Here is a 24,635-nt window from a genome sequence, read left to right as displayed (position 1 = left end):
GGACACATGACTCACCTTTTGAGAAATGAGTCTTAATATTCTCAGCGCGAGTATGCGTTTGCCCTCGCACCAAAGCTGGCTTGATTGACAATTTTTTAGCCTTTAATCAGCAATTTCTCAGCCGAGGTTGTTAAGTTCAGGGGGTGGCTCTCCAACGGTAGGGGCTTCCTTGATTAGATCGTTTTGGCTTTGTCTTTGAATGGCGCACACCCGGCCCCGTCTCATTAATTCTTTCCAGCGATGGCCTTTCAGGCCATGGGCAGATCTTAATTCTCTGCAAACCAGGCTGACCGCCGGGATGGTGTTGGCCTCGCTAGTCGCCATTGCCGCCATGACCACATGGATGAGCTGGCGCACAGAGCAGATTTTGCTCGCCAGCTACCGGCAGCAAGTGGTGATGGTGGCTGATCGCTTTGCCGAAGATGTGCGCTACTACAACGCCATAATGCCCGCTGATGAGGCGCTGCATCGGGTGATAGACCATCGCACCACGGGCGACCTGGGAATGTGGGTAACGACAGCCCAGGGCGACCTGCTGGCCCAGTCGGAAACCTTAAACATGGGGTCGTGGCAGACCTCTGGGGTTGCTGCCGATCTATTGCGCATTGAGCTGGACGAAGGAGTTGAAATCAGGCCCATTCAGGCCTGGCTGTTTGTGATCTGTGTCGAGCCCCTGCGCATCGCTGGGCTGCCTAATGCCATTCTGCACATTGCCAACGACATCACAGCTGAGTACCAGGGGTTGCAGCAGCTGATTCAAATGCTGTGGCTAACGGGTCTGGGGATGGTGACCCTGCTGGCAGCGGCTTGCGCTGTTTATATTCGCCGCACCCTGAGGCCGATTCGCAGACTCAACCACCTGGCCAGCCAGGTTACCGCTGAAACCCTCAACGATCACCAGCTCAACCTGCGAGCTGCCCCGACCGAGGTGCAAGAACTGGCCCGCAGCTACAATCTGATGCTGGCCCGGCTGGCACAGGCATGGGCGCAGCAAAAGCGCTTTGCCAACGACATCTCCCACGAGCTGCGTACGCCCCTGTCGCTCGTGCAGGGCTATTTGGAAAGCACCCTGCGCCGGGGCAGCAACCTGACACCGCCCCAGCGGCAAGGGCTAGAGGTTGCAGCGGTCGAAACCAATCGGACGGTGCATTTGCTCACCGAACTCCTGGATTTGGCCCGTATTGATAATGGCCAGCTGGCGCTCAAACTCGAACCGGTGGATCTAAAGGAGGTGGTGAAGGAGGCGATCGCCATGGCGGAGGGCGACCATCTCCCCACTGCGGATGCGGCCTCTCGGATTGTGCTCGATGCCCAATCGCCCGCGCCGATGGTAAAGGCCGATCGCCCCAAGCTGCGCAGCGTACTAGTTGAGCTGATTGACAACGCCCTGCGCTACTCGCCTCCCCCCCAGCCCGTTCAGGTAAAGCTGCTAACCCGCCAGGGTTGGGCCATGGTGCAGGTGCACGACCAGGGGCCGGGCATTCCGGTAGAGTGCCAGGATGCAGTGTTTGACCCCTTTTATCGGGTAGATGAGAGCCGCTCTCGCAGCACCGGCGGCAGCGGGCTGGGGCTGACCCTGGTGAGATCGATGGTGGAGGCGATGGCGGGGCAGGTGAGTCTGCGATCGCAGCCCGGTCAGGGCTGCGTATTCACCATCAGCCTGCCCATTTAACTCCCGATGTAGAGCCGATACACAGCACCGCTATTAGGAGAACCGCCATGGGCGCTCGGATTTTGATGGTTGAAGACGAAGTCAAGCTGGCCCAGTTTGTGCAGCTTGAGCTGACCTACGAAGGCTACGAGGTCAGCGTGGCCCACGACGGTCTCTCTGGGCTGATGGCCGCCCGCGACCAGAGGCCCGACCTGATCATTCTCGACTGGATGATGCCGGGGCTGAGTGGGGTAGAAGTGTGTCGCCGCCTGCGCCAGACCGGATCGACCACGCCGGTGATTTTGCTGACGGCCAAGGACGAGATCAGCGATCGGGTCGAAGGGCTAGACTCAGGAGCCAACGACTACGTGGTCAAGCCCTTCAGCATTGAAGAACTGATGGCTCGGGTGCGCGCTCACCTGCGCCACCTCCACCCCCAGGAGGCCGAGCAATTGGTCTATGCCGACCTGGTGCTAGACCGCAAAAGCCATCAGGTGAGCCGCAACCAGCGCGCCATTGAGCTAACGGCGAAGGAATTTGACCTGCTCGACTACCTAATGACCAATGCGCGCCAGGTGCTGACCCGCGATCGCATCCTAGAAGAAGTTTGGGGCTACGACTTCACGGGCGACTCGAACATCATCGAGGTGTACATCCGCTACCTGCGTCTGAAGCTCGAAGCCGAAGGAGAACAGCGCCTGATCCAAACGGTGCGCGGGGTGGGCTACGTGCTACGGGAGTAGGGCGCTAGCCTCATTTCAAGACCTGAGACGCCTAGGACACCACTGGTAGTTGTACGGTAGCTATCGTTCCGGCTGCGAGAGTTGACTCAAGGGTAAACGTGCCGCCATGGGCCGTAACAATGCGCCGAACTATGGCCAAACCCAACCCTGTACCACCCACTTTGGTAGAGCAGAAGGGCTGATTTAGCTGCCGCAAAAGGTCAGCAGAAATAGGCTCCCCACCGTTGTGAACCTGAATGCCAACCTGCTCAGGAGAAACCTTTAGAACGCGACAGGTGACGGTCTCTCCGGGGGCGATCGTTTCAAAAGCATTGCGCACCAGGTTAATCATCACCTGCTTAAGTTTGTCTTTATCGCCTAAAACCGTCAGCGGTTCTGGAGCCGGTTCTAACACCAGTTGCCGATTTACACCATCGGGAAGGTCTTGTAGCCGCTCTTGTAGCGCCTCGATAAAGCTGTTAATCTCCAGCCGAGCGGTGTTAAAAACCTGTGGCTTACTGTGCAGCAAAATCTCTTTTGCTAAATTGTGTAATCGGTCGGTTTCTTCCAGCGCTAGCTCGACTCGACGCTGATCGCGATCGCCCGTCAAACTCGACTTAATCGCTTGCAGCGCCATCAAAATGGTTGTCACCGGGTTGCGAATTTCGTGGACGATCATGGTCGCGAATTCACCAATTGCCGCCAATCGCTCTTTCTCAATTAAGCGGGACTGAGCTAAGTGCAATTCTTCCGTCCGCTGGGCAACTGCGGCCTCTAAGTTCTCATTTAGATGTTGCACTTGCTGAAAGAGTCGATAGTTTTCAATTGCCGATATAGCTCTCTCGGCAAATAGCTCTGCAGTACGCACTTCAGGGGCAGAAAAGCGCCGAGGAGCGGTCATAAATGAGCAAACGGTGCCCAATATTTCTCCAGTAGAGGTGATCATGGGCACCCCAAGGTATGAAATATAACCTTCGGGAGGCTCGCCTAGTTCTGGATGCTCATAGGCATTTTCTACAACTAGCGTAGAACCCGACTTAACCACAGTTTCAGTGAGGGTTCCGTGCAGCGAATAAATATTGTTACCGCCCAGGATGGGCAAACTGCTGGCGACCAAGCGCTCTTCGTCATTGTGGCAGATCGTCACCACAGACCAGTCTAGATCGAGCAAAGCGCTAACCCCCGCTGCGATTTGCTGAAGATAAGCTGACAACTCCCCTGAGCTATAGTTCAAATCCGATAAAACCCGCAGTACCTGCTGAGCCTTTTGCCAACCATCGGTAGAGTCTTTCAACTCGGAAGAATCTCCAATTATTCCCTTACTAGAAATATCTTGATCCGACATAACTAGCCCACATTAGGAATATGAATGGTTATCATCGCCAGGTAAAAATTGTCGAGAAATCTGAACGTAAACTAAATCAAAATCCAAAAGCGGAGTTTCGCTTCTGAGAACACTACAGATCTAGCGAACGAACCCAACACCATAGGCTGGTGGCAATTGTGATGATAGCTATTTTAGCGGCTCTGGCTAGGGCCGATGGCTTCCCGCCTTACATCGATACCAGCACCGCTACCACGAGGTCGCCAGTGATGCTCTTTAATCGTCTCGCTGAGCTTACCTTAGATCATCCAGAATGCTACGTCTTGCGTTGGATACAAGCTGACGGATGGTTGCCAGCCATTGCAATTCTCTACGGCAGAGGAGAGCCGCAATGGCTACCTCATTAAACGACATCACAAGTAACAGTCAAGACTTTATCTAATATAAACAACCTTACAAACCCTCTTCTGGCGCTCTATAGAGCCACACCTCGACCTCGCGTTCTACATAGTCCCACTCTTTGCTGGCCCGCATACGCCGTAGCAGATCTGCAAACGCCTGGGTATGCTCTGGGGCAAACTCAAACCAGGTGAGAAAGTCAAAGGGCTCGCCTAAATCACGGCAGTGGTGCAACTGTCGTGCCACCTCGGGCAAATACTCCATCCCTACGGCGGTATGGTGCGATTGCTCTTCAAAAATAGCACGCCGCTCATCCTGGGCCAGTTCCCACCACTGAGCATTTTTTTTGATCGGAATCAACACCGCCACCACCGCCTCTGAGCGATTTAAACCGGGCTGCAACGCTCGCAGCATGGTAATTTCATCGCGGTTAGCGTAGCGCACATTACTGACAAAGCTTTGCAGTACCCATGCACTGTCTGTTGGTATCTCTGTCAGGGCATTATTGACGATATCTAATCGTTCCACAGTATCTAGTCCAAGCCCAATCACAGGCCGCACCTCTGTCACTCGCCAGGCCCCTTGGATACCGCCAACAAATGAATATCTATTGTTCATACAAATAGCCCTGTGCTTGCCTTTCTGCCAATTGCAGCTTGGAACCTATAGTTTTCCTAGAGGCAAAAACTTTGTTTTTGAAACGCGAGTTTGGTTCATTTTACTTAAAATAGCAGTAAAAAGCCTTTGCTAGCCAAAGCAAAGGCTTTTTTGAGTCGAGTATCTACAGAAACTAACTCGTGGGAAGTGAGTTTCATGTAGATGTCTGCTCTAGTCTTTCTCTAGATTTTCGCGGCGAATTTCGTCTAGGCGGGATGCGTCTTTATCTAGATTTTCCTCACGGAGCCGATCGAAATCAACGCCGCCCGATACTTCTTTGAGTTGCTCATCAGACAAAGAATCATCTTCTGTAGCAGCTTTTACAGTATCTTCAATCATTTGGAAGCCCTCTTAATCGGGTTACATCTCTACCTTAAGAGCGGCCTCACTGTTTGTCTGCTTGAAAAAATCAGGCATTGACTGCAGCATTCCTTAGGCTCTGCTGAAAAGCTTTGTAGATCAGGTATTGCGCTGAAGTGCTTAACTCTCTGACCAGTCGGATCGTACATTTTTCTATTTTTCAATTCTGTTCGCAAAAAGCTTAGACGATTTCAGCCAAAATGTATCCTTGAGATCAAAAAGGCTAAAGTCTATGCGGGTCTGTTGGATAAAATCTTTTATTTTTGCAAATGAACGCTTTATTTATGAAGGGCTTTTAGGATAAGGATGCTGCGCTTATAGGCTTAATGACAGACACACTGCTGCGCGTCTTAAGTAATGCTGATTTAGATTGGATGATTGCCTGCGGCGATCGCCAAACTCTAGCGGCAGGCCAAAACCTACTGCATTCTTCTATCGCTGGCGATCGCATTGCTTTAATCATTGACGGCACCGTGGGCGAAAGTTTTGCCATCCCAGGTGCGACTGTAGACGAAGCCGTACTGATCGACGAACTGAGCCAGGGCAATATGGTGGGTGTTAACCCCCTGCTCGATGTCCCTAGCAGAACGGCGGTAAAGGCGCTCAAGCCTACGCTGATTCTGTCGCTGCCCATTGCCCAGGTCACGGCAAAGCTCGCGGAAGATATTGCCTTTGCCGCTCATTTTTACCATGCGATCGCCCTTTTGCTCTCCGATCGCCTGCGCCGTACTCTTGAACACCCCGATCGCATCCGGTTCTGGGGCAAGCAATCGGACAACGACGTATTGACCGTATTTAGTGAACTGCGCGACAGCGACATCGACTGGCTCACCGCCTTCGGTCAAGTTGAGACTGTGCCGGCGGGCCGGGTGCTTTTGCGGGCGGCCCGCCCGGTAGAGGCGCTATATATTTTGCTGGATGGGCAGATGGCGGTGTCGGCCCCTTCAACCAGCGTCAACCCATTGGCTCTGTGCTTTTTGGGCTTGACGAATAGTGCTGGCGATCAGCCTGCCTTTGCTACCTTTTCCCAAGGCAGCATGCCGGGGATGATGGCTTTTTTAGACTATCAACCCTTGCCGGTGACAGTGCGATCGCTCACAGAATGCCTGGTCTTTGCTGTGCCGCGCCAAACCCTGGCCACCAAGCTTCAGGTCGATGACAGTTTTGCCTCCCGCTTTTACCGGGTGATCGCTATACAGCTCATGGCGCAGCTGCAGACTGTGAGCATGTGCCTGGTCGAGCCCACTGTACCCGGTATGACACCCGGTCCGGCAATAGATGATGCCGAACTGGATATGGCCGACCTACAACAGGTGTCTGAAGGGGCTAAAAAGTTTGGCTGGATGCTGGCTCAACTGGGGGTAAACCATCGTGGCTGAGCGAGAGAACCTGTTTCGGCAAGAATCTCTAGAGCGGCTGTCGTCCCCTGAACGGCTGGATGAACTGATGAAGTTGGTGACGCTCAAGACCTGGCTCCCCCTCGGCACCCTCGGCGTACTGCTGGCTCTGGGTTTGCTCTGGAGCATCGTTGGGCGGGTGCCCGTCACCACCCACGGCAGAGGGCTGCTGGTGCAATCCGACGATTCACCGCAGCTGGTGGCCCTACTGATTTTCGACAACCAGTATCGAGGACAGCTACAGGCAGGCATGCCCGTAGTGCTCATGCCCGAAACCTTGGTGGTCTATAACGAGCCGGGCATCGCTGCCAAGGTAGCCGAAGTGGTTGAGCCCAGCGCTCTCACTGTGAGTCAGGCGCGCCGGGGTGAAGACCCTTACGCTGGCGGACTTGAGGTGTTGGCTCACCTAGCCCCTATGGTGCAGGCGATGCCGCCCAACACCATCGTGCCGGGGGTGGCGGTAGAAGGGCGTATTACCCTGGCTCAGAAGCCGCCGATTGTCTTTGTGCTGCCGTTTTTAGATCGGTAGGTAGGGGGTATTGAGGAAAACACTAATGTTTTTAGCCGATGCAACGCTGTCCAGATTCTGGTCCTGGTTGCTGGCTGAGACTCGATTCTCGGGTTTCTTCCCGTCAAAGACTCTCTTTATCCCCTCCCTTGAAAGGCAGAAGAGGGGAATTTGTCATAACCTATTAGCCTCGTCATGGTCTTTTTTATTCCTCCCATAAAACCCCGACCCAAACGGGTCAAAACTCCCACCGTGCTGCAAATGGAGGCGGTGGAATGCGGTGCGGCAGCCCTGGGCAAAGTGCTAGGCTACCACGGCAAAATTGTGCCCCTGGCCAAACTGCGCCAGGTCTGCGGCGTGTCGCGCGATGGGGTGACCGCTGCCAGCTTGCTCAAGGCCGCCCGCAGCTACGGCATGGAGGCTAAGGGCTTTAAGAAAAGCCTGGAGCGATCGCTGGAGCTGGATCCGCCCTTTATTGTGTTTTGGCACTTCAACCACTTTTTGGTGGTCGAAGGTCAAGACTCTCGCTGGATCTACCTCAACGACCCCGCCACTGGCCCCCGTCGGGTCACCGCCGCTGAGTTTGACGAGGGCTACACGGGAATTGCCCTGACCTTTGTCCCTGGGCCAGAATTTGAAAAAGGGGGGCGCAGACCAAGCATGGTGCGATCGCTCTGGCAGCGGCTCCACCGCTCCTGGGGCATTCTGCTGCTGGCATTGATTGCTGGACTGTTTCTTGTATTGCCCGCCCTGGTGCTGCCCGCCCTCAGCCGCATTTTTGTGGATTCTGTTTTGCTAGAAGGACGGTTTGAGTGGCTGCCCTATTTATTAATTGGGCTGCTGCTGACGGCGGTGGTGCAGGGTTGGTTGACGGCATTGCAGCTCCAATATCTGCGATCGCTGCAAATCAAGCTTGCCGTCGGTAGCACCAGCCGCTTTGTGTGGCACGTGCTGCGGCTGCCCGTGGGCTTCTACGCCCAGCGGTTTGCCGGCGAAATCGCCAGCCGCATTCGCCTCAACGATGAGGTGGCTACCGTGCTCTCGGGTCGCCTAATCAGTACCCTGATCAGCCTCGTCTTGGTGCTGTTTTACGCCCTGGCGATGGCTCAGTATGATTTGCTGCTGACGGCGATCGCCGTCGGCTTTGCCGCCATCAACGTCGCCACCTTGCAGTGGATTGCCAGGGAGCGGGTGAATGCTAACTTGCGGCTGTCTCAGGAAACAGGCAAGGCGGCGGGTGTAGCGATCGCCGGTCTGCAAACTATGGAAACCCTCAAAGCCTCTGGCCTAGAGTCTGACTTCTTCGCCCGCTGGGCCGGCTACTACGCCAAATCTATCAACGCTCAGCAAGACCTAGGCCTCACCAACCAAATCCTCGGCATTTTGCCCAGCCTGCTCTCCGCGCTGGCCAGCCTGGCCCTGCTGGTAGTCGGCGGCTGGCGCGTTATTAACGGCGACCTCACCATTGGCATGTTGGTTGCCTTTCAGCTTCTCATGGTCAGTTTCCAGCGCCCCGTCAACGCCCTCGTGCGCTTCGCCAGTACCCTGCAAACCCTTCAGGGAAATTTGACCAGGCTCGATGACGTGCTGGGAAACTCTGTGGATCAGCAGCTTCTAAGTGATGAGGAAATGAGGGGATGGGGAAATGAGGAAGACAGAAGGCAGAAAAACTCTGATTCTCTAACTCCCTCATCCTCCCCATCTCCCTCATCCTCCCCATCTCCCTCATCCTCCCCATCTCCCTCATCCTCCCCATCTCCCTCATCTCCCCTCCCCCACCGCCTCACCGGCTCCATTACCCTCCACGAACTCGCTTTCGGCTACCATCCCCTGGAGCCACCGCTGATTGAAGGACTCAGCCTGTCAATTCAGCCAGGGCAGCGAGTAGCGCTAGTGGGGGGCAGTGGCTCTGGAAAATCGACGGTGGCAAAAGTTATAGCAGGGCTATACGAGCCAAGATCAGGAAAAATCTGTTTTGACGGTGTCTGCCGCTCTCAAATTCCCCGCGCCGTGCTAACTAACTCGATCGCCGTGGTCGAGCAAGACATTCTGATTTTTGAGGGCACCATCCGCAACAACCTCACCCTGTGGGACACCACCATTCCCGAAGTCGATCTGCGTCGTGCGGCTGAGGATGCTGCGATCGCAGACGCCATTCTGGCTCTGCCCTACGGCTTCAGCGCGTCGCTGCTAGAAGGAGCCGCCAATCTCAGCGGCGGCCAGCGTCAACGCCTCGAAATCGCTCGGGCCCTGGTGAGCAACCCCTCAATTTTGATTTTGGATGAAGCTACCAGCGCCCTCGACACCGAAACCGAACAAATTATTGACCAAAACCTGCGGCGACGAGGCTGCACCTGCGTCATCGTCGCCCACCGCCTCAGCACCATCCGCGACTGCGACGAAATTTTGGTGTTTGACCAGGGCCGGGTGGTGCAGCGCGGCACCCACGAGTCGCTGTGGGAATCGGGGGGGCTGTACCGAAAGCTGATTCAGAGCGAGGCAGGGTGAATGTAGATCCACCCCTACTCCTTCTGGTCGGGGATCTGCTGGCCTAACTCGTGCGCTAAAAAATTCCCAGGGCTACGGTTACCCAATTCAGCATTATCTCCAACCGTTCTCAGGGTTGTCTCAGACAGGCTTTTTATAGTGCCTTCAAGCTCGCAACTTTATCTGAGGACATTATGCAATTAAAGCGATTTCTACTGCTAAGCCTTTCCATTTCCCTAATGGTGGCCTGTGCGCCCGGTCAATCTGAGGCAGTTAAGGATAACTCAACGACGATGACTGTATCCGAAGACGTTGCAGCTGAGGCAAGTGCTGCCAGTGACTCTGAAGAGTCTATCAACAATCCAGAATCAAAGGCAGATGTCATTAGGTCGGGTAATTTTGTTTCTGGGGAGCATGACACAGCTGGAGTGGCCAGAATTATTAACAGTGGTGGTCAGTTTGTTTTAGAGCTAGACGAAACATTTCAAACCTCCTCAATGGGGCCTGATTTAGTCGTAGTCCTTCATCGGTCAGAGGATGTAATTGGCTCAACGGAGCCACCGGCTTTTCCGCTGCAAGAGGGAGAATATGTTGTCTTGGCGGAGCTTGAATCCTTTAGCGGTGCCCAAAGTTATGCCATTTCAGCCGATGTCAACTTAGATGACTACCAATCGGTTGCTATTTGGTGTCGTCGTTTTAATGCCACCTTTGGGGCTGCGCCGCTTCAATAACTATTTCCAATTTCCTATGCTCCCTCCACTTTCCCATGCTCCTCCCCATCCTCGCCACCCCCCGCACCATCACTGCCAACCAGCCGCTGCTGCTGACTGACCCCACCCAGCTTTGGCAGGTGAAATCGGGCCACGTTGCTCTCTTCGCTGTGCCTTTCGCCAATGGCCAACCCAGCGGCAAGCGGCGCTTTCTTTTCAGCGTCCCTGCTGGGGAAGCCCTCTTTGCCGCTGACATATGCCCAATTACTCATTTGGGTTTGATGGCGATCGCCCTCGAACCCGCCGAAATTGCTCCCCTGCCCCTGAGCGAAATCGACGCCACTGACTGCCCTACGCCGCAACTCAAAGCCCTGCTCGATCTCTGGATTCACCACTGGGGCACAATCGATGGCTTTCCTAAACCCGCCCAAACTGGACAGGTGCCGGAAATTCACTACATCTCGCTGACGCGAGGCCAGGTCTGCCGCCCCGACGCTGAGGTGCTGTGGATTCGTATGCAGCAGGGCACCGCCACCTGGATGGGCAACCCCGCCTTTCCGCTGACGCCTGAACTGGGCTGCTTTCCCCTCGGCCGGGGCACCTATATGCAGGCGCAAGATCACATCGAGTTTTTCGCCCGCCCCACTGCCGAAGTCACCAGCCGCAAGGTGCTGATTCGGGGCGTAGCCCAGTTTCACCGCTACGGCTTTGGCACCATTGAGCAGATCGATGCCCGTCAGCAGCGCCTTGGCTTGAAGCGCTTTCAGCAGCGCCAGCAGCTCAATCAGAGCGTGACTGAAAATGTCGTCCACAGCCTGGCGGGCGTGTTCGAAAGCGATGAGATCGACTCTACAGAATCCCCTTTGCTAACGGTGGCCGGAGCTGTAGGCAAAGCTCTGGGTGTGACCATTCAACCCCCTGCGGCATCAGAGAATGGGGCGCGAATGAAGCAGCCGTTGGATGCGATCGCCCGCGCCTCTCAACTACGTCTGCGTCGGGTGCTGCTGCGCGGTGAATGGTGGCGACAGGACTGCGGCCCGCTGGTGGCCTATACAAAGGAGGGGCGATCGCCGGTTGCCCTACTTCCCATGGCTGGCCCCCGCTACGCAATTTATGCGCCGGTTGGACTCGCCCCTTCCCTCAACTCCCCCACCTCCCCATCTTCCCCATCACCCCATCACCTCCCCCTCACCCCCACCCTCGCTGCCTACCTCGACCCCGTTGCCTTCGTCTTCTACCGGCCCCTGCCCACCGACAATCTCAACGCCCTCTCCCTGCTGCGGTTTGCCTTTCGCGGTCAGGGGCGCGACTGGCTAATGATTGGCCTCACGGGCCTTGCCGCTACGCTGATCGGCATGGTGGTGCCCCAGGCCACGGCAGTGCTGGTAGATACGGTGGTGCCCTACGGCGATCGCGCGCTGCTTTGGCAAATTGGGCTAGGCCTGCTGGCAGCGGCCTTTGGGGCGGCGAGCTTTCAACTGGCGCAGGCGATCGCCACCCTGCGGGTCGAAACTGGGGCCGATGCCCACCTGCAAGCCGCCGTGTGGGATCGGCTGCTAAAGCTCAAAACCGGCTTCTTTCGCCAATACCCTACGGGTGACCTGGCTTCGCGGGTGTCGAGTATCTCAACGATTCGCCGCAAGCTTAGCGGCTCGGCCCTGCAAGGGCTGTTTGCCGGAACTTTCTCACTGCTGAACCTGGGTTTGCTGATCTACTACAGCCCATTGCTGGCTGGGGTAGCAATAGTTGTTGGCTTAGTGGTGATGGCGGTGACTGTAGCCTCTGGACTGGTGCTGGTGCGTCGGTACCGTCCCCTATTGGAAATTCAGGGCCAGCTCTACGGTCTGGTGGTGCAGCTGATCAACGGTATTGCTAAGCTGCGCATGGCTGGGGCCGAGGAGCGGGCCTTTGCCATCTGGGGCCAGCGCTATAGCCAGCAGTTTCGCCTCACCCTCAGCACCCAGCAGCTCGAAGATGCGGTGGCGGTGTTCAACACAGTGCTGCCGATTGTCACCACCATGGCGCTGTTTTGGCTGGCTAGCCAAATGCTGAGCAGTGCCGATGAGAAGCTTTCCACAGGAACGTTCCTGGCCTTTTCGGTGGCCTTTGGCACCTTCGTTGCTGGGGCCACCAGCCTCAGCGATACCCTAGTGGATCTGCTGGATGTGGTGCCCCTATGGCAACGGGCTAGCCCTATCTTGCAGGCTGAGCCAGAGGTAAATCTGACCAAGGCCGATCCGGGTCCGCTCTCGGGCCTGCTCTCGGTAGACCGGGTCACGTTTCGCTATGACGACGAAGGGCCAGTGATTCTCGACAACGTCAGTTTTGAGGCTAAACCGGGGGAATTTATTGCCCTGGTGGGACCATCGGGCTCAGGCAAATCAACCGCCATGCGGCTGCTGCTGGGGTTCGATACACCCCAGGCGGGCAGCGTCTACTATGACGGGCAGGCGATGTCTGGGCTGGATGTGGTGGCGGTGCGCCGCCAGTGTGGGGTGGTGCTGCAAACCAGCCGCCTCAGCGCCGGGTCGATCTTTGAGAATCTGTCTGGAGGTGCGCTGATTACGCTAGATGATGCCTGGGATGCTGCGGAGAAAGCGGGCCTGGCTGCCGACCTGCGCGCCATGCCCATGCAGATGCATACAGTGGTGAGCGAGGGGGGCAGCAACCTGTCGGGAGGCCAGCGCCAGCGGCTGCTGATTGCCCGCGCTTTGGCGGTAAAGCCCAAAATCATGCTGATGGATGAAGCTACCAGCGCTCTGGATAACCGCACTCAGGCGCTCGTCATCGAAAGCCTGAATCGCCTGAAGGTAACGCGGGTGGTGGTTGCTCACCGCCTGAGCACCGTTCGCCATGCCGATCGCATCTATGTGCTAGAGGCGGGTCGCCTACTGCAGCAGGGCAGCTTTGAGGAGCTGGCGGGGCAGCCGGGCCTGTTTAGCCAGTTGATTAAGCGGCAGATGACGTGAGCAGTTACCTGCCAATCCCTTCTAGGGAGGGGAGAGGTGGATCAGCCCAACCCAAAGACCGCTGAAAACATGCGATGCATCACTCACCACAGTCGGTAAAGCCGCTTAAACTCCTATGCTAAGCGCCAGCCTTTTGAGAGCCTTTAGAATCTTGCACAACCCCTTTGACTTTGGTGCCCCCGAGTCTCACCCCCCAGAGCCTACCCTGGACTTGGCCCAAGCCAACCAGGTGTTGCAGGCTTCGCTCAGCAAGCTAGCCGACGAGCCTGACTTAGAGAAGTTTTTGGGCCACCTGCTGACGGTGTGCAGCGATCGCTTTATGGCGGCAGAAGCGGGCATTTGGCGCTACGAAAACGGCCTGTTTCGTCTATTTGTCTCCTACGAAGACGGCGAGATCAAACATGAAGAAGCCATTAGCCACCCTGGTGCCAGCTTGGGAGTGGCGCGCAAAATTCAGAACCAGCACGTGCTGGCCCGGCTGCGCAAGCGCGAGATTATCAGCGACTACCCCGAAGACTTTGCCACCCAGCCCGTGTACGAACACTTTCGCGACTACTTTCGGCAGCGGGGCATCCAGGCGGCGCTGAAGATCCCGCTATTTTTGGAGGATGACCTGCGGGGCATTTTAGTTATGCGCTTCCGGCACCGCCGAGTGTTTAAGCCCGAAGAAGCCGAGCTAGCCTTCGCGTTGGCCAACCAGGCGGTGCTAGCCCTAGAACTTACTCGCCTGGCGGAGGTGGCTCGGACTGCCGCCATCATGGAAGAGCGCAACCGTCTGGCCCGCGACATCCACGATACCCTGGCCCAGACGTTTACCAGCATTCTCATGCGGCTTCAGGCGGCGGCGCTAACCCTCGATGAGGGCGGCAAGGGTGCCGGGGCTAGGGCCAATATCGATCGCGCCTGCGATCTGGCCCGCGAGGGGCTAGCCAACACCCGTCGCTCAGTGCAGGCGCTGCGCCCTCCCGCGCTGATGGGGCGATCGCTATCTATGGCCCTAGCCGACTGCCTGCAACAGATGACCGAGGGCACCTCGCTGACCAGCGAGTTTCGCCTGGAGGGGCAGCCTATGCCCCTGGCCGACGACACCGAGCTAGAGCTGTTTCGCATTGCTCAGGAGGCCATCACTAACAGCTGCAAACACGCCCAGGCCCGCACCATTTTGGTGCAGCTCACCTACCAGCCCGATCGCCTGCACCTGATGGTAGAGGATAACGGGGTAGGTTTCACCCTGACTGAATCTACCGCTTTGAAAGGATTTGGCCTGGTTAGCATGCAGCAGCGGGCCGAGCGCCTTGGCGGAAACTTGACCATTTGCAGTGACCACAACCAGGGCACCCAAATTGGTGTGGTGCTGCCCATTAGCCAGAGCTAAACCAATGGTGATGCAGCCTAAACCCATGTCCACAATTCAGCCACCGACGGTGATTCGCGTGATGATCGCCGACGACCACCCGGCCCTGCGTGAAGGGCTATCGGCCCTGCTGGAGCGCCAGGCCGACTTGCAGGTGGTGGCCATGGCCGCCGATGGTCAGCAGGCTGTGGCCTTAGTAGGCACTCACCAGCCCGACGTAATTTTGATGGATCTGCGCATGCCTCATTTAGAGGGTGCAGATGCCGTGGCCGCTATCTGCACCCAGTGGCCCGAGGCGCGCATCATCATTCTTACCACCTACGACGGCGATGAGGATATCTACCGCGCTCTGCGGGCTGGGGCTAAGGGCTACCTACTCAAGGATGCTCCCTGTGAAGAGCTATTTACTGCCATCCGTCAGGTGCACTGCGGGCAGAAGTACATCATGTCTCAAGTGGCTCAAAAACTCACCGATCGCTTCCAAAGCTCTGAACTCACCGATCGCGAGCTAGAGGTGCTGCAACTGCTGGTGCAGGGCAACACCAACCGCGATATTAGCGAAGCCCTCTGCGTGGCCGAGGGCACGGTGAAGTTCCACGTGCGCAATATTTTAGATAAGTTGGGGGCGGGCGATCGCACCCAGGCTGTCACCATTGCCCTCAAACGTGGCCTAGCTCGGCTGTAGGTCACCTCGGTCGTTGATAGGAGACAAAATAGGGTAGAACTCTAGGGATAGCGCTGGATCTGCTGAAAATTAGCTGTCCCAAAGGCGCTACCCCAGCACACCCAGGAGCGTTCCCAGCACCATCCCAGGAGGAGTCTGATGACCTGCCAACATCTCAGTGATCTGAGTGCCGAAACCATCATTTCTAAAGCCGCCTACCCAACATTCCGCTGCGAGGAATGCGTCAAGATCAATAGCCGCTGGGTGCATCTGCGCATTTGCCAAGGCTGTGGCAAGATGCTGTGCTGCGATTCGTCTCAACATCAACACGCCCGTCGCCACTACGAGGCAACCGGTCACACCGTAATTAGCTCCGCCGAACTGGGGGAACAGTGGCTATGGTGTTTTGAGCACGAGCAGGCCAAGGAATATTGATTTCGTTGATGTGCCGGGTGGGCTGGGGTTTGCTCCACTTGCACTTTGGCAAAGCCAAGGCGGTAGAAAAAACATCCCCTTGGACGCCTGTGCCCAACTCCCTCCAGTTTTAACTGGGGAGGATCGGGCACAGATGGTCAATCACAGGGCTAGATCAGCGGTCAGAACTGACCCGCACCATCGCCTAATTCGACAGCACTGGATGGGCAATCACCGGGCAGTTGATCGTCGCTTGAGTGGGGCGCAAGCCAAACAGCCAGGGGTTACCAGGTCCCTCAGGGTTGATCACCGCATCGGTGACCATGCCGCTGGCGATCAAACCTTGCAGGTCTTCAAGAGAGGTGATGCGGCGCACTTTATTTTCTGCGATCGCCTGCTCCGTCCACATGCTCACGTGGGCATCCCACAGGGGGCTGTAGTTGTTGTCTGCCGAGGGGTTGTCGTTTTCTGGGCCGTAGGGAAACACGTTGATCGGGTCAATGCCATTGTTGGCTAGCGACGCCACAAACCCTTGGTGCTGACCGGTGCTCGTATCGCTGATGCCGTTGAGCACGGGCGAAAAGCCCAGCAGCGCCGACTCATCGGCGGGCAGCGATTTGCCAAAGGCCGGAATATCCGCCAGCTTAGGAGCAAACACCCCTTTTTCGAGCACTGAAGGCACGTCCGCTGACACGTCGGTCACCAGGTGATAGAAGTACTGCCGCCCGCCCTGGAAGCCATCCAAAATCGACATTGTGACGGTTCTTTTTTCCAAATCAATGGCCTCCAGGCGATCGTGGCTACCCGAGGCATTGTGCACGATTTGAGCATTGAGCACTACGCCGCTGGGCATCACGGCCATTGAAGAATACTGGGCATCTGCGATCGCGCCAGGAGTTGCCACCGCTGGGGGAAACGGATTGGGAGAACCGGGTTCAACCCGATATTCTGGCGAGAAGTCGATGTTGCCCTGGAACTGCATGATGCCTTGCGCTAGGGTCACGGGTTGAGCACCCGCTGTGCCAATGACGTTTTTCATTTTGGGAGAATAATTGATGCCCAAGGTCTTGGCGACATCAAAATCGGAGGCCTCCGTCAAAATGTAATAGACCGACTCACCCTGGGGAGAAAGTCCCCGATACAAGGGCAAGGTTACCGTGGCGCTGCCCAGGGTAAAATCCACTGCCAACACACTTTTTACATACACATTGTCGCTGGGCTTAAAGGCGACGGCGGTGCGTTCAGAATAGGCGGGTCGCCCCGATTCTTGAGCGGCGGCGGTGAGAATAGCGTTGGCCTCAGCCAGTCCATTAGGCCCAGTGGCAAGGCTAGTGGATGCGATCGATAAGACCGCGGCCAGTAGAAAACCCACCAAAAAAATGGCTCTTTTACGTAGATTCATGAGGGGTGAAGTTTCCTCTTTTTCTTACTAGGGGACTCGCCCCTACTCTAGAGACCCTGTCACCGCTTATTGCTACACCCTAGACGAGTTCTCTCTCCCAACTATTGTTAAGGCTTTGACCTGTCCTAATGGGTAGGTTGCTGGCTGTAGAAGAGTATTTTTGTGCCGCTTTGGGGAACTGTACACTCCTCTATATAGCTGTAGTCCCATGGGCTAGGGCAGCAAGAAACCCCAAAAGCGTGCAAACGTTTGCATGTTTATTCGAGCACGTAAGGCTATCTAAACCAAACCACCCATTAGGGCGGATCATGCTTGTCCAAAGCTGCGCTCAGAGCACCAATGCGAGCCTGCACTTACCTTTGGGCTAGGATTCATCCTGACCTTTTGGGTAGGTTTTTGGCTAATCCTAGGGACGGCTGCAATCTTAGTCTTACGAGGCGCGACAGCCGTAGCTTCACCTCCTACAGTTGCAGATAACTTCTCACTGTAGAAAAGAGGAAACCCCATGAAGCTTAACCTGTTTTTAACCCAAAACGCGGTTTTCCCTTGGGGTAAATCAGTGGCCATGGCCACCCTTCTCACCACTGGCCTGCTCTCTATTGCCACCGTCCCCGTTCGCGCTCAAGAAACCAATGCCACCGGTCTAAGCGGCGCTCAGCAGGTTGCCTTTGTGCAAGAGCATCGGGGCCAGTTCGGCGGCGGCGATCAATTGCGCCGCTTCTTTTTTGGCGATCTAGAACCGATCTCGGTGCAGCCCGGCGGCGCGGGCATGGTGGTGAACCTCTACAACAAAGCCACCGACACCACCTTTGCCTACTGCGCCACCTTTGACGTCGTCGTTGCTGTCGGTACCGGGCGCGTCACGGCGTTTCCTGACGGTGACGTGCGCTAACGCAAAATCATTCTAAAGGGGCGGGTTTAAATCGGGCAAGCGGTGCCGCCCTACGGGGTTTTCGAGACTTTATAAACGGCTTGCGTCAGCGGCATCCAACCTCATCCCTTCTCACTCAGGTGCGCCTGTGTCTATTCTGACCGCCCCGATCAGCTCCCGCGACCATCTCTGGGGACCACCCACCGCCCGCTTGACCCTGGTTCAGTATGGCGGCTACCAGTGCCCCAACTGTGGTTCCGCCTATCCGCTGCTGATGAACTTGCTAGAGCGCCTAGGCGATCAGATGTGCTTTGTGTTTCGTCATTTTCCCCGCAGCGATGTTTATCCCCATGCTCAGCACGCCGCTGAAGCCGCCGAAGCCGCCGCTAGCCAGGGAAACTTTTGGCTTATGCACCACCATTTATACACCCACCAGCAGGCCCTGGGCAGCGGCTACCTGGTCGAGTACGCCGTCGATTTAGAGCTAGATGTGAGGCAGTTCTTGCGGGAGGTCACGGGCGATCGCTTTGTCAGTCGTATCCAAGCCGATATTGTCAGTGGTCGCGCTAGCGGCGTAGTCGATACCCCCACCTTTTTCATCAACGGCTACCGCTACCACGGCGACCGCACTCAAACCGCAATCTGGGATGTCCTCTCCACCATCTGAATACCCCACCGTCAAGAGTCAGGGCAGACAGACATGTCTCCTGCCACCCCATTACCCCCTACCCATCCACCCCAATGCCCAACCGCCCCCACCTCACTTCCACCTTCCCCACACCCAGGCGGCCCTCCAGTGATCCCTCCCTGGCACCACCGCCCCTAGCCCCATCCCTCAAACCAGACCTGCGGCTGCCCCCCGCCCCTCCGCCGATTGCCCACAGCCAGCAATACCTGCTCTACCTGGCAGAGATTGGCGAACATACCGCTGGCCTAGTGCACGACATGCGTAGCCCCCTTACCGTCATCATTAACGGTTTGCGACTTTGTCAGCGGATGCCACTGCCCCAGGTTGCTCACCAGCGGCTAACTCTGGCCCTAGAAGAAGCCGAACGGCTGAACCGCATTGTCAATGATGTGATTGCCTTTGCCCGCAGCGCTCATCCATCGGGGTCTCACTGGCAGGACTACCAATTGCCCCACCCCCACCCAGTACAGGGGCGATAGCGCTCCCGTGTCTCCCTATCTGGAGTGTTCAAAATGACTGCCGAGAGCCTTGTTTTATGTAGTCAACCTGCCACTTCACCCGGCTAGCTATGAGCAACCCCATCTTGCACTCTCGATCAACTCCGCTCGACTCAACCCGACTACCCAAGGGCAATGACCAAAGCTGTGCCCTAGTGAGTAACCCGCCATTAATTGCTAACCATCGCGTGATTTTGACCGCGGTATCGGCCATTACACCGCTGCTGGTCTTGATGAATTGTCTTGACCAAATCCAAGGGGCTTTTGTTGCTGTGCCGATGCGGCCTATCCTTGCCCTGGCCCAACCGGTCCACTCTGGTCCCGATTACCTGGGTATTCATGCCAAGGTGTTGTGGGCCTACGCGCCGCCAGGGCATTTAGCCCAGCCCCTGCGTTGTCAACCGATGGTTGCTCCGTAACTCTCAGCATGTTGTTGATCAGAGCTTGCCAACCCATCTGCTGTGGGCCCGACCTGTGGGTTTAACAAACGACAAAATCGCCTCCAGGCCGGTTCGCTATGATAGCGTCAGTGTTTTTTCCCACTGCTATGCGCGCCGACGAAGCTCTAGCCTTGCTAGATCGACTGCTGCCGGGTCGCACCTTCAGCAACCTGCAAGAAACCGTTTTTAGCCAGGTATGGGAGGGCAAAACCTATGCAGAAATTGCCGACAACTGCGGCTACGACCACAGCTACATTCGCGATGTGGGGTTTCGACTGTGGCAGGCGCTGTCTGAGTCGCTCAACCAAAAGGTCTCTAAAAGCAATATTCGGGCGGTGCTAGAGCGCCATGCTCGCAGCCAAAGCAACCCTGCACCGACCCTGGCTACCCTCCCTGAAGTCAGCAAGCTGCTACCAGAGTGGGAGCTGCCCAATGGGCCTGTGCCGTTACAGTCAAGGTTTTACGTTGAGCGCCCGCCCCTGGAGATCCAAGCTCGGGCAGAATTGCTCAAACCGGGCAGCCTGATTCGCCTCAAGGCTCCCCGCCAGATGGGCAAAACCTCTCTACTACGGCGACTGGTGGCCCACGGCCAAGCCAACCACATGCGTTGCGTTACCCTGAGCCTGCACCGGGCCGATCGCCAGATTTTTGCTGATCTAGACCTGTTTTTGCGTTGGTTTTGCGCCAACATTAGCTATCAGTTGGGTCTAGAGCCAGACCTGGAGCGCCGCTGGCATAGCGATATTGGCAGCAAGGTGAGCTGTACCGCCTACCTCGAAGACTACGTTTTGCCCCAAGCCGATACACCGCTGCTCATTGCCCTAGATGAGGTCAATGAGTTGTTTGCGTATCCGAAAATTTCGGCGGAGTTTTTGCCGCTGCTGCGATCGTGGTACGAAGATGCTCGCGAAATCGAGGTCTGGGGCCGCGTGCACTGGATTCTCTCCCACGCCACGGAGGTGTATGTGCCGCTGCAACTGCACCAGTCGCCCTTTAATGTCGGGCTAGCCCTGCGGCTGCCCCCCTTTACCCTAGCCCAGGTGCAAGACTTGGCCTGCCGCCACCAGTTACCCTGGGCCGCTGGTAGTGACGGTGCTCAGAAGCTATTGTCGCTATTGCAGGTGGTGAGCTATCGGCCTGGGCTGGTGCGGCTGGCTCTCTACGCCATGGCCCAGGGCAACCTTAGCCTAGAGCAGCTGATTGAAGAAGCTTCCACCCAGTCAGGCATTTACAGCGATCACCTGCGGGAATTGCTGGCCGCTCTGTACCCTCACCCTAACTTGCAGGTGGCCTTTCGCCACGTCATCGAATCGGCTGCGCCTGTGGCCCTGGAGCCGATCGCCGCCTACCGACTTGAAAGTCTAGGCCTGGTTACCCTGAGTAAGAACTTGGCCACTTCCAGTTGCGAACTCTACCGCCAGTATTTTTTGGCGTTTTTGCCCCCGTCCTTGAGTTCGACCTATGGTTGAGTATCGGGTGGGGGGCAGCCTTGCCGTTGATGACCCGACTTATATAGAGCGAGAGGCCGATCGCACTCTCTACCGAGCGCTGGTCAATGGCGAGCTGTGCTACGTACTAACCTCGCGACAGATGGGCAAGTCAAGCCTGCGACTGCGCACCCGTCAGCGGCTAGAGGCCGAAGGTATGGGTCGCTGTGCCGCGATCGACCTCACCCGCATTGGCAGTCAGCAGATTACCCCTGAGCAGTGGTATATGGGTCTAGCCTTTGACCTGCAGCGCAAGTTTCGCCTACCCAATGGGGTTGATTTGCCGACTTGGTGGCAAGGGCTAGGGCCGCTGCCACCCGTGCAAAAACTGAGCTACTGGATTGAAACCGTTTTACTCAGCACTCAGCCCGACCAGCCTCTGTTCATTTTTTTAGATGAAATCGACGGCGTGAAGGGGCTGAACTTTCCAGTAGGGGATTTTTTTGGGCTGGTGCGCTTTTGCTACAACCAGCGGGCTGAAAACCTCGCCTATCGCCGCCTCAACTGGGCCATGTTTGGGGTGGCCACTCCCCATGACCTGGTAGCGGCGGCGGATCAAACACCGTTTAACATTGGCAGGGCAATTTCTCTAACAGGCTTTACACAGGATGAAACCGCTCCCCTAGCGGCGGGTCTGACAGGTCTAACGGAGCGGCCCGATCAGGTGCTGGCGGCAGTGCTGCACTGGACTGGGGGACAGCCCTTTTTAACCCAAAAACTCTGCGATCTAATTCAGACAGTCCATCAAAACAATCCCATCGTGGCGGGTTTCGAAGGGGCACGGGTGGAGGCCTTAGTACGATCGCACCTCCTGCACCAGTGGGAAGCCCAGGATGACCCCGAACACCTACGCACCATTCGCGATCGCCTACTGGGTGATGAGCTGCGATCGGGCCGACTGCTCAGCCTACACCAGCGCATGCTCACCGCGGGCCAGATACCCACCGACGGCAGCCCAGATCAGGCCGAGTTAAAGCTGTCGGGCGTTGCGATCGCCCGCAATGGTCACCTTCAAATCGCCAACCCCATTTACGCCAAAGTCTTCAACCTGGCCTGGGTCAACCAGTGCCTCGCTCAGCAGCGGCCCTACGCGGTCATGCTGCAAGCCTGGGTCGCCTCTAATTGTCAAGATGACTCGCGTCTGCTCATGGGTCAGGCCTTGCGAGATGCCCTGCAATGGGCCGCCCACAAAAGTCTCAGCGATCTCGACTACCGCTACCTTTCCGCCAGCCAAGAGTGGGATGCCAAAATGGTGCGCCTGGAGCTAGAGGCTAAAAACCAGGCTAACCGCATGCTGGCCGAAGCCCAACGCAAGGCCAATCAGACTATTTGGTTTAGCTACCTCAGCCTCGGGTCTTGCCTGGCCATCTCCCTGGTAGCGCTGCTGATCAACCTACTCAGACCCTAAGGTGATTTTGGTATGGGATACCCAACTTGGCGGGACTGAAAATGCTCAAAGAATTTGATGACTGCCAATTAAGAACTTCCGAATCAGCCTATCTATTGGACGATTTGGGAGATGGTGTAAAGTACAGGGTTGGCGGGATTCGAACCCACGACCTGCCGCTTAGGAGGCGGCCGCTCTATCCTGCTGAGCTACAACCCCAGGTCTTTGGCCATTCTACACTCTGGCTTGGAGGTGGGGCTAAGCCCGAGTAAAGATCGCGCGGTGAACAGGCAAACCCTGCTCCAGGGTGACCCGCTCGCGATCGGTTTGGGCCGGGAAGGGGCTCTCGGGCAACCAGTCTTGGCCCTGGCGGAGAAAGTGGGGGTTCTCGGCGATGCGATCGCACATATCCACCGCCACCTCTTCCACATCCGACTGCACCACCAGCCGCCCGCCAGACGGCAAAAATTCTGCTATGGTGCTCACCAGCTCAGGTTGCAGCACCCGCCGCTTTTGGTGACGCTTCTTAAACCACGGGTCAGGGAACTGAATAGACACCTGCTGCAAAGGGTTCTGAGCGCCCCAGCTTTCTAGCAGACCCCGCAGGGAAATGTTGACGTTGCAGTACATAAAATGCAGATTGGTCAGCTCCGCCTCTTGCTGGCGCTTTTGGGCCGATTCGACCACGGGCTTGCGAATTTCAAGGCCCAGAAAATTCCACTCGGGCTGAAGCTGGGCCATTTGCAGCAAAAACACGCCCTTGCCGCAGCCAATGTCGATATGCAGCGGTTGCTGAGTGTTAGCAAACACGGTCTCCCAAACAGGGACTTCGACCGGAGCCTGATATTTTCCGCTCAGAGGGTTAACGTGCTGACGCACCCGAACAACAGCCACGGCACTGACCTCATAAACCACAGCCTTCTATCATGCCATTTGAGGTGGGGAGTGAATGAGTAGGTGAGTTGCTTGCTCAATCCAATTTCCTTAATCCCCTACCCCTCACTCCCAATCCTCACCTACCGAATCTAGCGGCAAAGGGCTAGGCTGGTAAGGAATTCTGATCAGTAAGTTTGTTGAGCCCCATGGGACAGCATTTTCGCTTCGCGATCGTCAGCGACCCTCACATCGCCCGACCCGAGACAATTTACAATGGCCCTCACCGCTTTCATCTAGTCGAGGTCAGCATTCCGGGCATTGAGCAAATCTTTGACCACCTCGAAACGCTGGATTTAGATTTCTTGCTGCTGCCAGGCGACCTCACCCAGCACGGCGAATGGGTGAACCACCAGTGGCTGATCGATCGCCTCAAACAGCTGCCCTTTCCAGCCTATGTAGTGCCGGGCAACCACGATGTAATTGCCCGCGATGCCAGCGATCGCGCCATTGGCCTAGCCGACTTCCCCCGGCTATACCAAGACTTTGGCTACAGCGACGGCAAAACCCTGCATTACCAGCACGAAATTCTCCCCGGCGTGCGGCTGGTGACGCTCAACTCCAATGCCTTTGAGCCGAACGGCGAGCAGATTCGAGTGGGCTATGTGGATCAGGCGCAGCTCGACTGGCTAGAGGCGACCCTGGCGGAATACGCTGACGACTTAATCCTGGTCATGCTGCACCACAACGTGTTGGAGCACCTGCCGGGGCAGTCCAACAGTCCGCTGGGTCAGCGCTACATGGTGAGCAATGCCGAGGAGATTATCTGGCGGCTAGAGGCGGCGGGGGTGCGGCTGATGTTCACGGGCCACCTGCATGTGCAGGATATAGCTCGCCGAGGCGATCTGTGCGAGGTGTTGACCGGGTCACTGGTCAGCTACCCCCATCCCTACCGCATTGTAGAAATTGAGCACGGCGATGGGGAGTTGCGTATGGATGTGCGATCGCGCCGCCTCACCGCCGTTGAGCCCTGGGACGATTTGCAAGCCATGTCGCATCAGTGGATGTGCGATCGCGCCGGGTGGTTTATGACCAAATTCCTCGTCAGCCCACCGGTAGGGCTAGAGCAGGCCCAGGCCGAGGCGATCGCCCCCAAGCTACGGCACTTTTGGGCCGCGGTGGCCGACGGCGACACCCAGCTCGACTTTTCGCACCTGCCGCCCGACGTGCAGGAGCGGCTGGCCCACTTTAACTCAGTCGATAGCGACGGCAACCCCCAGGCGATCGACAACACCGCCACCCTGGTGTGGCCTGCCAAATAGAAAAAACCCCTGGTTTCTGATAGAAACCAGGGGTTTGTAGCCAGTAGAAGCT

Annotated in this window: 22 protein-coding genes and 1 tRNA gene; 17 read left to right on the top strand and 6 right to left on the bottom strand. The window is 56.7% G+C overall.

The window, feature by feature from the left end:
• Nucleotides 1-298 precede the first annotated feature (298 nt).
• Together H6F75_RS08145 and H6F75_RS08140 are read left to right on the top strand one after the other, a co-directional pair.
• Nucleotides 299-1,672, top strand: a complete 1,374-nt coding sequence (locus tag H6F75_RS08145; protein WP_190750982.1) for an ATP-binding protein — start codon at nt 299-301, stop codon at nt 1,670-1,672.
• Nucleotides 1,673-1,719: 47 nt separating this feature from the next.
• Nucleotides 1,720-2,394: a response regulator transcription factor gene (locus H6F75_RS08140; RefSeq protein WP_190750980.1), complete on the top strand. Its 675-nt coding sequence runs from the start codon at nt 1,720-1,722 to the stop codon at nt 2,392-2,394.
• Nucleotides 2,395-2,425: 31 nt separating this feature from the next.
• Here the strand turns inward: H6F75_RS08140 and H6F75_RS08135 are convergent, their stop codons facing one another.
• The 3 genes from H6F75_RS08135 to H6F75_RS08125 all read right to left on the bottom strand — a co-directional run bounded on the left by H6F75_RS08135 (nt 2,426) and on the right by H6F75_RS08125 (nt 5,092).
• The gene (locus tag H6F75_RS08135; RefSeq protein WP_242019804.1) at nt 2,426-3,667 is read right to left on the bottom strand and encodes a GAF domain-containing sensor histidine kinase; all 1,242 of its coding nucleotides are present in this window, start codon (nt 3,665-3,667) and stop codon (nt 2,426-2,428) included.
• Between the two features lie 483 nt (nt 3,668-4,150).
• Nucleotides 4,151-4,714 (bottom strand): chlorite dismutase family protein, encoded by a 564-nt coding sequence (locus tag H6F75_RS08130; RefSeq protein ID WP_190750976.1) that lies wholly within the window; start codon nt 4,712-4,714, stop codon nt 4,151-4,153.
• A gap of 210 nt (nt 4,715-4,924) precedes the next feature.
• Nucleotides 4,925-5,092 carry a hypothetical protein gene (locus H6F75_RS08125; protein WP_190750974.1) on the bottom strand — a complete coding sequence of 56 codons (168 nt, stop codon included), beginning with the start codon at nt 5,090-5,092 and terminating at the stop codon, nt 4,925-4,927.
• Nucleotides 5,093-5,439: 347 nt separating this feature from the next.
• Between H6F75_RS08125 and H6F75_RS08120 the strand changes: the two genes are divergently transcribed.
• From H6F75_RS08120 to H6F75_RS08085, 8 genes are all read left to right on the top strand, one after another.
• On the top strand, nt 5,440-6,492 hold the full coding sequence (locus H6F75_RS08120) for a cyclic nucleotide-binding domain-containing protein (protein ID WP_190750972.1): 1,053 nt from the start codon (nt 5,440-5,442) through the stop codon (nt 6,490-6,492).
• Entirely contained in the window at nt 6,485-7,039 is a 555-nt protein-coding gene (locus H6F75_RS08115) for a hypothetical protein (RefSeq protein WP_190750970.1), read from the top strand. Before H6F75_RS08120 ends, H6F75_RS08115 begins: the two co-directional genes overlap by 8 nt.
• Before the next feature lie 174 nt (nt 7,040-7,213).
• Entirely contained in the window at nt 7,214-9,526 is a 2,313-nt protein-coding gene (locus H6F75_RS08110) for an NHLP family bacteriocin export ABC transporter peptidase/permease/ATPase subunit (RefSeq protein WP_190750968.1), read from the top strand.
• Nucleotides 9,527-9,699: 173 nt separating this feature from the next.
• The gene (locus H6F75_RS08105; RefSeq protein ID WP_190750966.1) at nt 9,700-10,236 is read left to right on the top strand and encodes a DM13 domain-containing protein; all 537 of its coding nucleotides are present in this window, start codon (nt 9,700-9,702) and stop codon (nt 10,234-10,236) included.
• Between the two features lie 35 nt (nt 10,237-10,271).
• Complete coding sequence (locus tag H6F75_RS08100; RefSeq protein WP_190750964.1) at nt 10,272-13,184, top strand: NHLP bacteriocin export ABC transporter permease/ATPase subunit; 2,913 nt, start codon at nt 10,272-10,274, stop codon at nt 13,182-13,184.
• Nucleotides 13,185-13,335: 151 nt separating this feature from the next.
• On the top strand, nt 13,336-14,559 hold the full coding sequence (locus H6F75_RS08095; RefSeq protein WP_190750962.1) for a GAF domain-containing sensor histidine kinase: 1,224 nt from the start codon (nt 13,336-13,338) through the stop codon (nt 14,557-14,559).
• 25 nt (nt 14,560-14,584) lie between these two features.
• Nucleotides 14,585-15,223: a response regulator transcription factor gene (locus H6F75_RS08090; RefSeq protein WP_242019803.1), complete on the top strand. Its 639-nt coding sequence runs from the start codon at nt 14,585-14,587 to the stop codon at nt 15,221-15,223.
• Between the two features lie 138 nt (nt 15,224-15,361).
• Nucleotides 15,362-15,637 carry a UBP-type zinc finger domain-containing protein gene (locus tag H6F75_RS08085; protein ID WP_190750958.1) on the top strand — a complete coding sequence of 92 codons (276 nt, stop codon included), beginning with the start codon at nt 15,362-15,364 and terminating at the stop codon, nt 15,635-15,637.
• 184 nt (nt 15,638-15,821) lie between these two features.
• Here H6F75_RS08085 and H6F75_RS08080 read toward each other — a convergent pair whose 3' ends face one another.
• Complete coding sequence (locus tag H6F75_RS08080; protein WP_190750956.1) at nt 15,822-17,018, bottom strand: hypothetical protein; 1,197 nt, start codon at nt 17,016-17,018, stop codon at nt 15,822-15,824.
• Nucleotides 17,019-17,523: 505 nt separating this feature from the next.
• Here H6F75_RS08080 and H6F75_RS08075 point away from each other — a divergent pair.
• From H6F75_RS08075 to H6F75_RS08050, 6 genes are all read left to right on the top strand, one after another.
• Entirely contained in the window at nt 17,524-17,910 is a 387-nt protein-coding gene (locus tag H6F75_RS08075; protein ID WP_199303825.1) for a hypothetical protein, read from the top strand.
• 127 nt (nt 17,911-18,037) lie between these two features.
• Nucleotides 18,038-18,556 (top strand): thioredoxin domain-containing protein, encoded by a 519-nt coding sequence (locus tag H6F75_RS08070; RefSeq protein WP_347710623.1) that lies wholly within the window; start codon nt 18,038-18,040, stop codon nt 18,554-18,556.
• Between the two features lie 74 nt (nt 18,557-18,630).
• Complete coding sequence (locus H6F75_RS08065) at nt 18,631-19,056, top strand: histidine kinase dimerization/phospho-acceptor domain-containing protein (RefSeq protein ID WP_190750954.1); 426 nt, start codon at nt 18,631-18,633, stop codon at nt 19,054-19,056.
• A 104-nt stretch (nt 19,057-19,160) separates the two neighbouring features.
• Nucleotides 19,161-19,493: a hypothetical protein gene (locus H6F75_RS08060; RefSeq protein WP_190750952.1), complete on the top strand. Its 333-nt coding sequence runs from the start codon at nt 19,161-19,163 to the stop codon at nt 19,491-19,493.
• A gap of 98 nt (nt 19,494-19,591) precedes the next feature.
• Nucleotides 19,592-20,983, top strand: coding sequence for an AAA-like domain-containing protein (locus tag H6F75_RS08055; protein ID WP_242019801.1), 1,392 nt, complete (start codon nt 19,592-19,594; stop codon nt 20,981-20,983).
• Nucleotides 20,976-22,409, top strand: coding sequence for an AAA-like domain-containing protein (locus tag H6F75_RS08050; RefSeq protein ID WP_190750950.1), 1,434 nt, complete (start codon nt 20,976-20,978; stop codon nt 22,407-22,409). The genes H6F75_RS08055 and H6F75_RS08050 overlap by 8 nt, the downstream gene beginning before the upstream one ends.
• 124 nt (nt 22,410-22,533) lie before the next feature.
• Here the strand turns inward: H6F75_RS08050 and H6F75_RS08045 are convergent.
• Both H6F75_RS08045 and trmB read right to left on the bottom strand, forming a co-directional pair.
• A tRNA-Arg gene (locus H6F75_RS08045) sits at nt 22,534-22,607 on the bottom strand.
• Nucleotides 22,608-22,646: 39 nt separating this feature from the next.
• A complete protein-coding gene (gene trmB / locus H6F75_RS08040) occupies nt 22,647-23,282 on the bottom strand; it encodes a tRNA (guanosine(46)-N7)-methyltransferase TrmB (protein ID WP_190750948.1) in 636 nt (211 codons plus the stop codon).
• A 188-nt stretch (nt 23,283-23,470) separates the two neighbouring features.
• On the opposite strand from trmB, the gene H6F75_RS08035 reads away from it, so the two are divergent.
• Complete coding sequence (locus H6F75_RS08035; RefSeq protein WP_190750945.1) at nt 23,471-24,583, top strand: metallophosphoesterase; 1,113 nt, start codon at nt 23,471-23,473, stop codon at nt 24,581-24,583.
• Nucleotides 24,584-24,635 lie beyond the last annotated feature (52 nt).

Origin of the sequence: Nodosilinea sp. FACHB-131, from assembly GCF_014695395.1 — a bacterium.
Taxonomy (GTDB): domain Bacteria; phylum Cyanobacteriota; class Cyanobacteriia; order Phormidesmidales; family Phormidesmidaceae; genus Nodosilinea.
This window is presented reverse-complemented; position numbering and strand designations above follow the sequence as displayed.

Bases quoted from the DNA above. Each gene is read 5' to 3' on its own strand.
- H6F75_RS08145 (WP_190750982.1), top strand. From the start codon at position 299: ATGGTGTTGGCCTCGCTAGTCGCCATTGCCGCCATGACCACATGGATG.
- H6F75_RS08140 (WP_190750980.1), top strand. From the start codon at position 1,720: ATGGGCGCTCGGATTTTGATGGTTGAAGACGAAGTCAAGCTGGCCCAG.
- H6F75_RS08130 (WP_190750976.1), bottom strand. From the start codon at position 4,714: ATGAACAATAGATATTCATTTGTTGGCGGTATCCAAGGGGCCTGGCGA.
- H6F75_RS08125 (WP_190750974.1), bottom strand. From the start codon at position 5,092: ATGATTGAAGATACTGTAAAAGCTGCTACAGAAGATGATTCTTTGTCT.
- H6F75_RS08120 (WP_190750972.1), top strand. From the start codon at position 5,440: ATGACAGACACACTGCTGCGCGTCTTAAGTAATGCTGATTTAGATTGG.
- H6F75_RS08110 (WP_190750968.1), top strand. From the start codon at position 7,214: ATGGTCTTTTTTATTCCTCCCATAAAACCCCGACCCAAACGGGTCAAA.
- H6F75_RS08105 (WP_190750966.1), top strand. From the start codon at position 9,700: ATGCAATTAAAGCGATTTCTACTGCTAAGCCTTTCCATTTCCCTAATG.
- H6F75_RS08100 (WP_190750964.1), top strand. From the start codon at position 10,272: ATGCTCCTCCCCATCCTCGCCACCCCCCGCACCATCACTGCCAACCAG.
- H6F75_RS08090 (WP_242019803.1), top strand. From the start codon at position 14,585: ATGTCCACAATTCAGCCACCGACGGTGATTCGCGTGATGATCGCCGAC.
- H6F75_RS08085 (WP_190750958.1), top strand. From the start codon at position 15,362: ATGACCTGCCAACATCTCAGTGATCTGAGTGCCGAAACCATCATTTCT.
- H6F75_RS08080 (WP_190750956.1), bottom strand. From the start codon at position 17,018: ATGAATCTACGTAAAAGAGCCATTTTTTTGGTGGGTTTTCTACTGGCC.
- H6F75_RS08075 (WP_199303825.1), top strand. From the start codon at position 17,524: ATGAAGCTTAACCTGTTTTTAACCCAAAACGCGGTTTTCCCTTGGGGT.
- H6F75_RS08065 (WP_190750954.1), top strand. From the start codon at position 18,631: ATGCCCAACCGCCCCCACCTCACTTCCACCTTCCCCACACCCAGGCGG.
- H6F75_RS08055 (WP_242019801.1), top strand. From the start codon at position 19,592: ATGATAGCGTCAGTGTTTTTTCCCACTGCTATGCGCGCCGACGAAGCT.
- H6F75_RS08050 (WP_190750950.1), top strand. From the start codon at position 20,976: ATGGTTGAGTATCGGGTGGGGGGCAGCCTTGCCGTTGATGACCCGACT.
- H6F75_RS08035 (WP_190750945.1), top strand. From the start codon at position 23,471: ATGGGACAGCATTTTCGCTTCGCGATCGTCAGCGACCCTCACATCGCC.